We start from the raw sequence: 12,455 nt of genomic DNA, 5'->3' as shown, positions 1-12,455 counted from the left end.
AGCTCCATGATCTCCAGCCAGCGCTCACCCGACTCCTTCAACGGCGCGATCGCCGTCCGCGGCCGCGCCGGCAACAACTCCGCACCCGCACCCGCGAAAGAGTCCAGACCCGCCGCGTGGATCCGGCGGATCGCCTCCTCCGCCGACACACCGGAGATCCGGGCCATGTGATCCACCTCGGACGCACCCAAGGAGTGGATCACCAGCTGCGGGAACGCCGCCTTGATCGCAGCGAAGTGCTCCTCGTAATACTCCACCCCGTAATCCGGGTGATGCCCGCCCTGGAACATGATCTGCGTGCCGCCCAGCTCCACGGTCTCCGCACACCGGCGCAGAATGTCATCCAGACCGCGCGTCCACACCTTCTCGCTCTTCGGCGGGGCATAGAACGCGCAGAACTTGCACGCCGTCACACACGCGTTCGTGTAATTGATGTTCCGCTCGATGATGTACGTCGCGATGTGCTCCGTACCGGCATACCGCCTGCGCCGCACCGCATCCGCCGCCGCGCCCAGGGCGTGCAGCGGCGCCGAACGGTACAGCTCCAGCGCCTCCCCCGCAGTGATCCGGCCACCGGCAGCGGCACGGTCGAGGACGGACTGAAGGTCGGCGTTCTCGGTCACCGGGCGTCCCTTCGGAGGGGGTTTGACACGACCGAGCCAGCGTACGGCAGGGGGTGGCGGTTCATGGGTGCGGGTGCGCTTCCGGGTGCGGGTGCTTTGCCTCCCCCAGACTCCGTCCGGGGGTGCCCCCAGAGGTGCCCCCAGAGGTGCCCCCAGCGGCGGGAGCGGCCTGCGGCCGCGTCCTCAAACGCCGGACGGGCTGAATTGGCCCCCACATCGGCCAGAACCAGCCCGTCCGGCGATTGAGGACAAGACGGCGAAGCCGTGTTGCGCAGCCCGCCGCAGGTGGTCACTCTCCGCGCCCGGCGCGTCTCTCACCGGGACCGATCACTACGATTTTCAGCCTATGACTCAATTCACGAGGTCTTCCAGGAACCCCGACGCCGCGTTTGCCCATCCACCAGGACGGAACAAACCGTCATGTCCTTCGGGGCAGCAGCATCATCCGGAGCGACGAGATGACGCACTCATCCAACGGGGCCTACCGGTCCCAGGGCCACCGCCGAGCCTCCCGCGCCAAACGATGGATCATCGTCGTGGCGTCCATAGCCGTGCTCGGGCTGATCGCGTGGCCCGTCATGAGCTATTACGAGATCCCGCCCTTCACCGACAAGGGCAAGCCCGTCAGCTTCGGCCAGGTGCCGAACGGCGGCGGGCAGGCCGGCGGGACCGGCGGCGAGCAGCCCGCGAACTCCAAGGTGTCCATGCCCACGGGCCCGGCCGCCGACTTCAAGATCGCGAGCACGCTGGGCAACGGCACGCACGTCGGCGTCGTCTCGTACGACGGCAAGAAGTCCGGCTTCAAGGGCAAGGTCTGGGTCTGGGCGCCCAAGGAGTACGAGGACCCGAAGTTCGCCAAGAGCGGCTTCCCGGTCCTGATCGCCCTCCCCGGCGGCCCCGGCTTCCCGGCCAACTACTGGATGGACGACAACCTCAAGCTGGAGTCGTCGATCTCCAAGTGGTACTCCGAGGGCAAGAGCAAGCCCTTCCTCCTCGCGATGCCGGTCCTCAACCCCAAGCCGGACGACGGCGGGCTCTACTGGGACGGCAGTGACATCCCCGGCCAGCCGAAGATGGGCACCTGGCTCACCGAGGACGTCCCGGACCTGATGAAGCAGAACTTCCGGACGATCAACTCGCGCGACGGCTGGGCCTTCATGGGCTCCTCCTCCGGCGGCTTCTCGGGCCTGAAGGCCGTGCTCAAGCACCCGGACAAGTTCAAGGCCGTGATCGCCTCCGGCCCGGACATCGTCCCGGACTCCCCGCTGTGGAAGGGCCACGAGCAGGAGAAGAACGAGAACAACCCCGAGCTGCTGGCCAAGGCCATGATCGCCGCCAACAAGCCGGGCCAGGACGTCTATCTCGCGTTCCAGTACGGAACGCTGGAGAAGAGCGTCATCCCGAAGGTGGACCAGTTCATCAAGACCTACGGCAACAAGGGTCCGATCCACACCCGCCTCCAGGTCATCCAGGGCGGCAAGCACGACGCCAAGACCTATGTCGAGGGCATGGGCGACGGCAGCATGCAGTGGATCAGCGAGCACATGGAAGGCCCGGTGTCCTGACGGACGCGGCTCGCGGGCCCCGGCCGTTCCACCGGGGCCCGCGAGCCGCGGACCGCTCCTTGAAGCCCTGATCCCGTTTTCCCGGGGTCAGGGCTTCAGCAGTTCCACCCGGACGTCGGCGGGGAAGCCCGTCGTCGGTCCCGTGCGACGGGCGAACTCGGTGACGCCCGCGAGCTGGTCCGGCCCGAAGCGGAAGTCGAGGGTCGTGAAGTAGCGCTCCAGCAGCTCCGCGTCGAACGCCTCCCAGCGCGCGGCCTGCTCGGCGACCTTGCCGACCTCCTCCAGGGAGACGTCACGGGAGGCGAGGAACGCCTCGTGGACATCGGCGACGATGTGCGGCGCGCGGGCCAGATAGTCCTTGCGCACGGCCCAGACCGCGAAGACGAACGGCAGCCCCGTCCAGTCCTTCCACATCTGCCCCAGGTCGTGGACCTCCAGGCCGAGCCGGGGCGCGTCGTGCAGCGAGGCCCGCAGCGCGGCGTCCCCGATCAGCACGGCGGCGTCCGCCTCCTGCATCATCAGGCTCAGGTCGGGCGGACAGCTGTAGTAGTCGGGCCGCACGCCGTACTGCTCGGCCAGCAGCAGCTGCGCGAGCCGCACCGAGGTGCGCGACGTGGAGCCCAGCGCGACCCGGGCGCCGTCCAGCTCGGCCAGCGGCACCTGCGAGACGATCACGCAGGACATCACCGGGCCGTCGCAGCCCACCGCGATGTCGGGCAGGGCCACCAGGTCGTCGGCGTTGCGCAGGAACTCGACGAGGGTGACGGGCCCGATGTCCAGATCGCCGCGGACCAGCCGCTCGCTGAGCTTCTCCGGGGTGTCCTTGGTGAGGTCCAGATCGAGCAGCGTGCCCGTGCGGGCGAGCCCCCAGTAGAGGGGCAGGCAGTTGAGGAACTGGATATGGCCGACGCGGGGGCGGCCGGCTTGCCGGTCCGAGGCTGAATTGTCCACATCCGGAGGCTAGCCCCGTGGCGCCGGAAGGGGCGGGGCGGGGGGCCTGTCGGCAGGTGCCCGACCGTCGATCTTTTCCGGCTGCCACGCCCGGAAAACCATCCAACAGCGTGATCTTCCACTCTTTCGCAGCAAGAACCTCGCGTGCTAGGCTCGCCGCAAGTTGCAGTTTGGTTTCCCTTGCAGTACAGAGCCTGCGGAGCATGTGACCCCGCAGGCTTTTGTAGTTTTCAGACTTCTCGCAGGTTCTGGAGCAGGGCAACCCTTTGGCCCAAGGAGGGCTTATGGCTACCGGAACCGTGAAGTGGTTCAACGCTGAAAAGGGCTTTGGCTTCATCGCCCAGGACGGCGGGGGCCCCGACGTCTTCGTCCACTACTCCGCGATCAACGCCGCTGGCTTCCGCTCCCTCGAGGAGAACCAGCAGGTCACCTTCGACGTCACGCAGGGCCCGAAGGGTCCGCAGGCGGAGAACGTCACCCCGGCCTAAGTCCTCGGATCTCCTGATCCGGCGGCTTGACCGTCCGACCGATCGCGGTCGCTATTGCAGTACCCAAGGAGCCCTGTCCGCTTCCGTTTCGACGGAAGGGGGCAGGGCTCCTGCCTTTCACCTCCCTGCCCTGATCTATTCGATTCAGCTTTTCTTTTGCACTCTTTCTTTCGTTTTTGTTCATCTTGATGTCCGGGGCGTGCCCTCTCACGCCGGACCGGCTTGAATTACCCCATGAGTCGCACGATCACCGTGCACCACGTCAAGGCCGCTCTCGGCGGAGCCCGACGGCTCGGCATCGACCCCGTCCCGCTGCTGAACAGCGCGCGGATCCCACCGCCCCTCCTCACCGACGAAGGGGCCCGGGTGACCCCCGAGCAGTTCGCCCTGCTGATCAAGGAGCTGCGGCGGGCCACCGGTGACGAGTTCCTCGGCCTCGGCCCCTCCCCCAGCAGGCCCGGCACCTTCGCGATGATGTGCTACGCCTGCTCCGGCTGCCCCGACCTCGGCACGGCCACGGAGCGCGGCATCCGCTTCTACGGGCTCTTCCCCGGCGGCCCCGACCTCGCGCTGGAGCGGCGGCCCGGGGAGGCCGTCCTCACCGTCCGCAGCGATCTGCGGAACATCCCCGAGAGCGGCTTCCTCGCCGAGTCCCTGATGGTCGTCTGGCACCGGATGGCCGGCTGGCTGATCGGCCGGCGGATCACCCTGCGCTGGGCGGAGTTCGCCCACCCCGCCCCGCCGTACGCCCGGGAGTACGACCTCCTCTTCGGCTGCCCCGTCCGCTTCGGCGCGCACCGCACCGGCGCCGCCTTCGACCCGTGCTGGCTGACCGCCCCGGTCGTGCAGGACGAGGCGAGCCTGGAGGCCCTGCTCCGGCACGCTCCCGCCGGTCTGCTCAGCCGGCGCGAGTACGCCACGACGGTCGCCGAGCAGGTGCGGCACTCCCTGGCGCGGGCGCTGCGCGAGAGCCGGGCCGTCCGGCTGCCGGAGGTGGCGCAGACAGCGGCCAGGCTGGCGGTGAGCCCGGCGACGCTGCGGCGCCGGCTCCGGGACGAGGGCACCTCGTACCGCAGGCTGAAGGACCAGGTCCGGCGGGAGGCCGCGGTGCGCAGCCTGGCGGAGGGGCGGGAGCCGATCGCGCAGCTGGCGGCGCGGCTGGGCTTCTCGGAGGACGCCGCCTTCCACCGGGCGTTCCGCCGCTGGACGGGTACGACTCCCGGCGCCTACCGCCTCCTGGGGCAGGGGGTGCGGCCGGGTCAGCAAAGCTGAGCTCCCCGGTCACCGCCATACTGACCCTTGCGTCACTACGGTCGCCACAACTGACCCGGCACCACCGACAGTCGGGAGTGTCCGCATGCACCTGCGTTCCACCGCCCTCGCCGCGGTCGCCGCGCTGGCCTTCTCGCTCGGCCTCACGGGCACGGGCACGGCGACGGACGGACCCGGGGCCGCGTCCCCGGGCGACGTCCTCACCTCCGCGCCCACCTCCTTCCACCCGCTGCCCGGCCAGCTCACCAACACCAGGGCCTGGCACATCACCTACCGCTCCACCACCGCCAAGGGCGCCCCCGACGTCGTCTCCGGCACGGTGATCGTGCCGCAGGACGGCAGAACGGGGCCGCGCCCGCTGATCTCCTACGCGGTGGGCACCGTGGGGATGGCCGACCGGTGCGCGCCCTCGGCGGGCTTCCCCGACGGCACCGCGGTCGAGGCCAACCTCATCCAGCAGCTCACCCTGCGCGGCTGGGCCGTCGCCGTCACCGACTACGAGGGGCTGGGCACCCCCGGCGACCACACCTACGTCGTCGGCCGCTCCGAGGGCCACGCCGTCCTCGACGCGGCCCGCGCCGCCCTGCGGCTGCCCGGGGCGGGGCTCGCCGCGGACTCGCCCGTGGGCATCATGGGCTACTCCCAGGGCGGCCAGGCCAGCAGCTGGGCAGCCGAGCTGCACGACTCGTACGCCCCCGAGCTCAACCTCAAGGGCACCGCGACCGGCGGGGTGCCCGCCGATCTGATCAAGGCCGCCGAGTACAACGACGGCAACATCGGCGCGGGCCTCATCCTCATGGCCGCCGTCGGCCAGAACGCGGCCTATCCCGAGCTGAAGCTCGACAAGTACCTCAACGACCGCGGGCGTTACTACGTCGACTACCTCAAGCAGCACTGCGTGACGGCCAACACCGTCGCCGGCCTCTTCAAACGGATCTCCGACGTGACGGTCAGGAACCCGCTGGACGAACCGGACTGGCAGCGCGTGCTGCACTCCTCCGACCTCGGCACGCACGCCCCAGACCGGCCCGTCTACCTCTACCACGCGGTGCTCGACGAGCTGATCCCGTACGCGATCGGGCGGAAGCTGCGGGCCGACTGGTGCGGTGAGGGGGTGGCGGTGCAGTGGCGTTCGCTGCCGCTGGGTGAGCATGTGCTGGGGGCGATCGAGGGGTCGGTCCCGGCTGCGGACTGGCTGGCGGGCCGCTTCGCGGGGACGCCTGCGGCGGGCAACTGTTAGGTGGGGGGCGGGGTTCTTTTTCCCCAGCCCCGCCCCTTCCCGAAACTGGGGCTGTGCCCCAGACCCCCAGCTGCGGGCCGGTTCGCCGCCTGCGGCGGGAGCGCCCTGCGGGAGCGCCCTGCGGGAGCGCCCTGCGGGCGCGTCCTGCGGGCGCGTCCTCAATCGCCGGACGGGCTGAATTGGCACCCACATCAGCAAAATCCAGCCCGTTGGGGGCACCTCTGGGGGCACCCCCGGACGGAGTCTGGGGGAGGTAGCTGGGGGAGTTCGAGGACACCGCGCGAAGCGCGGTCCGGGGTCTGGGGCGCAGCCCCAGTTCGGGAAGGGGCGGGACTGGGGAACAAAACCCCCGCACTCACCCCCCGTACAACCCCTCCACCACCCCCGAGAAATCCCGGGCGATCTCCGCCCGGCGAAGCTTCAAGGACGGCGTCAAATGCCCCGCCTCCTCCGTGAAGTCCACCGGCAGCACCGCGAACCGCCGTATCGACTCCGCACGGGAGACGAGGGAGTTCGCGTCGTCCACCGCCTCCTGGAGCTCGGCCAGCAGCTCCGGGTCCCGTACCAGCTCCTCCATCGGGAGCGCGGTCTTCCCCCGCATCCGCACCCAGTGCGCCAGGCCGTCGGCCTCCAGCGTCACCAGCGCGGTGATGTACGGGCGGTTGTCGCCCAGGACCATGCACTGGCCGACCAGCGGGTGCGCCCGCAGCCGGTCCTCCAGGGGCGCGGGGGCGACGTTCTTGCCGCCGGAGGTGACGATCAGCTCCTTCTTGCGGCCGGTGATGGTGAGATAGCCGTCCGCGTCGAGCGCGCCCAGATCGCCGGTCGGGAACCACTCGCCGACGGCCGCGGGGACCGCCTCGCCGCGCGCCGCGTCCCAGTAGCCGGAGAACACCTGCCCGCCGCGCAGCAGCACCTCCCCGTCGTCGGCTATCCGTACGGCGCTGCCCGGCAGCGGCCAGCCGACCGTGCCGATGCGGGGGCGCAGCGGCGGGGTGACGGTGACCGCGGCGCAGGTCTCGGTCAGGCCGTAGCCCTCGAAGACCTCGATGCCCGCGCCCGCGCAGAAGGCGGCGAGGCGGTGGCCGAGCGGTGAGCCGCCGCTGAGGACGTAGCGGACCTCGCCGCCGAGCGCGGCCCGGATGCGGCGGTAGACGAGCGGGTCGTAGAGCGCGCGGGCCGCGCGCAGGGCCGGGCCGGGTCCCGCGCCGGTGCCGTGCCTGCGGGCTTCCTCGGCCTCGCCGTAGCGCGTCGCGATCCGGGCGGCCCGGTCGAAGGAGGCGGCGCGGCCCAGTCTCTCGGCGGTGGCGCGGCCGGTGTTGTAGACCTTCTCCAGCACATAGGGGATGGCGAGCAGGAAGGTCGGCCGGAAGGCGGCGAGGTCGGCGAGGAGGTCGTCGGTCCGGATGGACGGCGCGTGGCCCACCCGTACGCGCGCCCGCATGCAGCCGACGGCGACGGTCCGCCCGAAGATGTGGGAGAGCGGCAGGAAGAGGAGGGTGGCGGCCGGGGCCTTCGCGGTCGCCTTGTAGAGGGGGTGGAGCAGTTCGCTCGAACTGTCCGCCTCGGTGAAGAAGTTGCCGTGGGTGAGGACACAGCCCTTGGGGCGGCCGGTGGTGCCCGAGGTGTAGATGAGGGTGGCGATGTCCGCGGGGGTGCGGGTGGCGCGGGCCTCGGTGACCACGGACGCGGGTAACTCCCGCCCGGCGGCCATGAGGGCGCCGATCGCCCCGGCGTCGAAGCTCCACAGACGGTCCAGTCGGGGCAGGTCCGCGCGGACCTCCTCGACGAGCCGCTCCTGGGCCGCGCTCTCGACGACGCACGCGGCGGCGCCGGAGTCCTGGAGGATCCAGCGGACCTGGTGGGCGGACGAGGTGGGGTAGACGGGCACGCCCACCAGCCCGGCCGCCCAGGCCGCGAAGTCCAGCAGCGTCCACTCGTAGGTCGTACGGGCCATGATGGCGAGCCGGTCACCGGGCCGCAGGCCGTGCGCGATCAGGCCCTTGGCGGTGGCGAGGACCTCCGCGGCGAAGGTGGCGGTGGTGACGTCGCGCCAGGTCCCGTCGGGCTGCTTCCGGCTGAGCACGACATCGGTGGGCGCGGCGGCCGCGTTCTCGAACGGCAGGTCCCCGAGGGACCCGCTGGCCACGGGCGGGGCGAGGGGCGGCACGGCGGCCTCACGGACGACACCGTGCACGAGCGTCGTGCGGGGCGGTTGAAGAACTGGGGCGACGGCTGCGCTGTGCGGTTCGGACACGTGCGGCTCCTGTTCGTGGCCGGCGTAGACCTACTCAGCGGTAAATCGCGGCCAATCTACGCGTTGCTGCGCGTGCGCTCCAGGGGGCGGCGGGGTGGCGCCGTCTTCGGGTGCGGGTCGGTTGGCGCCTGCGGCGGGGTAGGGGAACAAGCCCGCCGCAGGCGCGAGCCTAAGGACGAGCCGGCACCCACCGCCGCCCATTCATGAGGTTGCCCAGCCCCGCCCAGGCGAAGTCCATGAGCGTCTCCGCCGTGTCCCGCCCCGACGGTGCCACGTCCGTGCGGGCGTTGGTCCAGCCGGCGAGCGACTCCGCGGCGCCCACGAGCGCGTGGGCCAGCCCGGACGCCTCCTGCCACGGCAGCGGCGTGTCGCAGCCGTTCTCCGCGGCCGTCGCCACCATCAACTGGGTGACGACATCGACGAGTTCCTGCCGCAGTGAGGCCACTTCGAGCGCGAACGGCTCCCCGTGCGTACGGGCCTGGCAGTGCAGGACGGCCCAGCCGTCGGGGTGCGCGGCGGTGTGCGCGAAGAAGCCGCGGAGCCCCTGCCACAGCCGCCGGTCGGCGGGTGCGTGCGGATCGACCGCCTGGCGCACGGCTTGGATGAGCGCCTCGGCCTCGCGGCGTATGCAGGCGCTGAAGAGGTCTTCCTTGGAGTTCAGATAGAGGTAGACCAGTGGCTTGGAAGCGCCCGCGACCTCGGCGATCTCGTCCATCGACGCCGCGCGGTAGCCACGGCGCGCGAAGACCTCCACCGCGGCGTCGAGCATCTGGCGCTCGCGCACCGCGCGCGGCATGCGTTTGATCCTGCCTTTCTGCTTCATTCCGGCCTCAGCAGCGTCGGTCTGTGCAGCATTCACGACAAACGTCCCTCCGCCCCCGCTACGTTACCGGTTGGTAATGTTACGGGGAGGAGGGACGCCGAGGAGGAAAGATCCGGCCGAAAGGCCCGGAGCGAAGGAATCAGGCCACTTCGATCAGGCCGCGGCGACCGGCACCGGAGCGGGCTGCTCGGCCTGGTCCAGCGGCGAGGCCGTCGCCGAGTCGTACGCCTCGCGGTCGAGGATCTTCTCCCGCGAGGCCACGATGATCGGTACCACCGACTGGCCCGCGACGTTCGTCGCGGTGCGCATCATGTCCACGATCGGGTCGATGGCGAGCAGCAGGCCCACGCCCTCCATCGGCAGGCCGAGCGTCGAGAGCGTCAGGGTCAGCATCACGGTGGCACCGGTCAGACCGGCCGTGGCCGCGGAGCCGACGACGGAGACGAACGCGATCAGGACGTAGTCGCGGATGCCCAGCGGCACGTCGAAGACCTGCGCCACGAAGATCGCGGCGATCGCGGGGTAGATGGAGGCGCAGCCGTCCATCTTGGTCGTCGAGCCGAAGGGCACGGCGAAGCTCGCGTACTCCCTGGGCACGCCCAGGCGTTCGGTGACCCGCTGGGTCAGCGGCATCGTGCCCACGGAGGAGCGGGAGACGAAGGCCAGCTGAATGGCGGGCCAGGCACCCTTGAAGAACTGGAGCGGGTTGACCTTGGCGACGGTGGCCAGCAGCAGGGGGTAGACACCGAAGAGGACGATGGCGCAGCCGACGTAGATGTCCGCGGTGAACGTCGCGTACTTCCCGATCAGGTCCCAGCCGTAGGTGGCGATCGCCGTGCCGACCAGACCCAGGCTGCCGAGCGGGGCGAGCCGGATGACCCACCAGAGCACCTTCTGGAGCAGCTCCAGCGCGGCCTGGCTGAAGTCGAGCACGGGCTTGGCCTTGGCGCCGACCTGGAGGATCGCGATGCCCGCGACGACCGCCATGAAGACGATCTGCATGACTTCGAGCTTGCTGAACGGCGTGATGACGTCGGTCGGCACGATGCCGGTGAGGAAGTCCAGCCAGGAGCCGTGCTTCTTGGGCTGCCCGCCGTCGGCGGCGGTGAGGCCGGTGCCGGCGCCGGGGTCGGTGAGCAGGCCGATCGCCAGGCCGATGAGGACCGCGATCAGTGACGTGATCATGAACCACATCAGCGTGCGGGTCGCCAGCCGGGCGGCGTTGGAGACGTTCCGCAGATTGGTGATCGACACCAGGATGGCGAAGAACACCAGCGGGGCGATCACCACCATCAGCAACTGGACGAACATGTCGCCGATCTTGCCGAGGGTGACCTCCAGCCAGTGGATGTCACCGCTCTTGGCGGCCCAGCCGAGGAGGGCGCCGAGAACGAGACCGAGCAGGATCTGGCCCCAGAAGGGGATCTTGGGTATGCGCCCGCGCAGGGACGCCTTGGACGACACGGGTGTCGAGGACAACGGAAGCTCCGGAAAGTCAGGAAGGGCGTGGGGCGCCAAGGAGGTCCGTACGTGCTGCGGGATCTCCGGCCGGGCGACATACGTCAGCGGCGGCAACAGGCCGCGGAGACACAGCGGCAAAGATCGACGTGCAGGCGCGCCACGAGCGCGGTGCTCATGGGGGATCGGTGCGCTGCTGCTGTCTTCATGTCCAATACGTTAACACTGGAGCTTTGGGGGTCCCAAAGGACTTCTTTGGGTTCCGGTGACTTCACGGGCTCCGGAGAACGCCGACGCCCCGCCGTGGAGCGGCTGCTCCACGGCGGGGCGTTGCGGTGATGTGAGGAGACTTACACCCGATCAGGGCGATCCGTCCCGATGAGGGAGGCTCAGGCCACCCCGTCCTCCTGGGCCGCGTTGGCGTCGAAGCGCGCCTTGGCACGGTCGACGCGCTCCACGATCTGCTCGGACATCGCGTCACGCTGCTTGCGCAGCAGCACCCAGCTCAGCGGGGCGGAGAGGACGAGCGCGAGCAGCACCATCCAGATGAGGTTCGAACTGCCCACGCCGAGCGGGATGACGTGCATGGAGCAGAGCACCCAGACAACGGCGAAGCAGGCGATGAGCAGGCCGAACCGCAGGGCGGTGTAGCGGAGCGAGGCGAACTTCTGGCTACTCACGGACGGGACCTTCTTCTCAACGACAACCGAAAGGGTCGCTCTCCAGTCAAGCACGCCCGGAAGGTGATCAGTCCAGTGGGCGCCACATCGTGATGTCGTCGCGATCGTCACCGGCCGCCACCCGGATGCCGGCGGGCACCCGGCCGACCTCCTTGTAGCCACAGCCCGCGTAGAAGTCCTCCAGGCCCATGCCGCCGCGCACTTCGAGCCGCAGTGCCTCGAAGCCCAGGTCACGGGCCATCTCCGTGGCCTCGTCCAGCATCTGCCGCCCCCGGCCGGCGCCTTGGAGCGAGGGGTGGATCATCACGGTGACGAGGGTGCACCAGTGCCCCAGCAGCGGATTGGCGTTGAGCCGGAAGAACGTGGTGCCGGCCAGCCGCCCCTCCGCGTACGCGCCGAGCATGCGCACCCTGCCCGCGGCGACGTCCCCGGTCAGCCTGTCCGCCACCGGCCGCACCACGTCCGCGGTCACCGGCGGCACGAAGCCGACGGAACCACCGGCCTGGGTGACGTCCACCCAGAGGCGGAGCAACTCCTCGCGCAGCGCGGGGGTCAGCTCGGGGTCTCGTATGAAGGTAAGTGGCATAGGCGCAATGCAACCATTACGCGGCGCGCGGCCGCAATAGGTGAAGCCCTGGTGGACGACGCCCACCAGGGCTTCAACTCAAAGCTGTACGGCTCAGACGCGCATGGGCTGGGGCGATTCCCGCAGCGAGGCATCCGGGCCCGGGTACTCACGGATCGTCTCGTACCGCGTGTTCCGCTCCACCGGACGGAAACCCGCGTCCCGGATCAGATCCAGCAGATCATCACGCGTCAGCTTGTTCGGCGTCCCGTAATTGTCCGCATCATGCGTGATCTTGTACTCGACCACCGAACCATCCATGTCATCCGCACCGTGCTGCAACGCCAACTGCGCCGTCTGCACACCATGCATGACCCAGAACACCTTCACATGCGGCACATTGTCGAACAACAGACGCGAGACGGCGAACGTCTTCAGCGCCTCCGCACCCGTCGCCATCGACGTGCGCGCCTGGAGACGGTTACGGACCTTCCCGTCCTTCACATCCACGAAATCGTGCTGGTAACGCAGCG

Annotated in this window: 11 protein-coding genes and 1 pseudogene; 4 read left to right on the top strand and 8 right to left on the bottom strand. The window is 69.9% G+C overall.

Annotated elements, in window-relative coordinates:
* The coding region (locus ACFY1P_RS35050) for a radical SAM protein (protein WP_390752978.1) at positions 1-623 on the bottom strand (623 nt) is incomplete at its 3' end.
* Between the two features lie 458 nt (positions 624-1,081).
* On the opposite strand from ACFY1P_RS35050, the gene ACFY1P_RS35045 reads away from it, so the two are divergent.
* Entirely contained in the window at positions 1,082-2,188 is a 1,107-nt protein-coding gene (locus ACFY1P_RS35045) for an alpha/beta hydrolase-fold protein (protein WP_361535812.1), read from the top strand.
* An 87-nt stretch (positions 2,189-2,275) separates the two neighbouring features.
* Here ACFY1P_RS35045 and ACFY1P_RS35040 read toward each other — a convergent pair whose 3' ends face one another.
* On the bottom strand, positions 2,276-3,139 hold the full coding sequence (locus ACFY1P_RS35040; RefSeq protein ID WP_361535295.1) for a menaquinone biosynthesis protein: 864 nt from the start codon (positions 3,137-3,139) through the stop codon (positions 2,276-2,278).
* A gap of 284 nt (positions 3,140-3,423) precedes the next feature.
* Here ACFY1P_RS35040 and ACFY1P_RS35035 point away from each other — a divergent pair, with 284 nt between their 5' ends.
* The 3 genes from ACFY1P_RS35035 to ACFY1P_RS35025 all read left to right on the top strand — a co-directional run bounded on the left by ACFY1P_RS35035 (position 3,424) and on the right by ACFY1P_RS35025 (position 6,139).
* Entirely contained in the window at positions 3,424-3,627 is a 204-nt protein-coding gene (locus ACFY1P_RS35035; protein WP_030067036.1) for a cold-shock protein, read from the top strand.
* A gap of 234 nt (positions 3,628-3,861) precedes the next feature.
* Positions 3,862-4,899, top strand: coding sequence for an AraC family transcriptional regulator (locus ACFY1P_RS35030; RefSeq protein ID WP_361535292.1), 1,038 nt, complete (start codon positions 3,862-3,864; stop codon positions 4,897-4,899).
* 85 nt (positions 4,900-4,984) lie between these two features.
* Positions 4,985-6,139 carry a lipase family protein gene (locus ACFY1P_RS35025; RefSeq protein WP_361535289.1) on the top strand — a complete coding sequence of 385 codons (1,155 nt, stop codon included), beginning with the start codon at positions 4,985-4,987 and terminating at the stop codon, positions 6,137-6,139.
* Between the two features lie 355 nt (positions 6,140-6,494).
* Here ACFY1P_RS35025 and ACFY1P_RS35020 read toward each other — a convergent pair whose 3' ends face one another.
* The 6 genes and pseudogenes from ACFY1P_RS35020 to ACFY1P_RS34995 form a co-directional block, all read right to left on the bottom strand.
* Complete coding sequence (locus tag ACFY1P_RS35020) at positions 6,495-8,396, bottom strand: AMP-dependent synthetase/ligase (protein ID WP_390752977.1); 1,902 nt, start codon at positions 8,394-8,396, stop codon at positions 6,495-6,497.
* A gap of 169 nt (positions 8,397-8,565) precedes the next feature.
* The gene (locus tag ACFY1P_RS35015) at positions 8,566-9,192 is read right to left on the bottom strand and encodes a TetR/AcrR family transcriptional regulator (protein WP_361534720.1); all 627 of its coding nucleotides are present in this window, start codon (positions 9,190-9,192) and stop codon (positions 8,566-8,568) included.
* A 180-nt stretch (positions 9,193-9,372) separates the two neighbouring features.
* A complete protein-coding gene (locus ACFY1P_RS35010) occupies positions 9,373-10,698 on the bottom strand; it encodes a dicarboxylate/amino acid:cation symporter (RefSeq protein WP_361534723.1) in 1,326 nt (441 codons plus the stop codon).
* A gap of 368 nt (positions 10,699-11,066) precedes the next feature.
* Positions 11,067-11,357, bottom strand: coding sequence for a DUF4229 domain-containing protein (locus ACFY1P_RS35005; RefSeq protein WP_361534726.1), 291 nt, complete (start codon positions 11,355-11,357; stop codon positions 11,067-11,069).
* A gap of 67 nt (positions 11,358-11,424) precedes the next feature.
* Positions 11,425-11,943 carry a GNAT family N-acetyltransferase gene (locus ACFY1P_RS35000; RefSeq protein WP_361534729.1) on the bottom strand — a complete coding sequence of 173 codons (519 nt, stop codon included), beginning with the start codon at positions 11,941-11,943 and terminating at the stop codon, positions 11,425-11,427.
* Between the two features lie 93 nt (positions 11,944-12,036).
* Positions 12,037-12,455 (bottom strand): annotated as a pseudogene (locus ACFY1P_RS34995) (aminofutalosine synthase MqnE); the annotation flags it as partial.

Origin of the sequence: Streptomyces sp. NPDC001407, assembly GCF_042895325.1 — a bacterium.
Classification (GTDB): Bacteria; Actinomycetota; Actinomycetes; order Streptomycetales; family Streptomycetaceae; genus Streptomyces.
The sequence above is the reverse complement of the archived record's forward strand: the minus strand, read 5'-3'. Positions and strand labels throughout refer to the sequence as shown.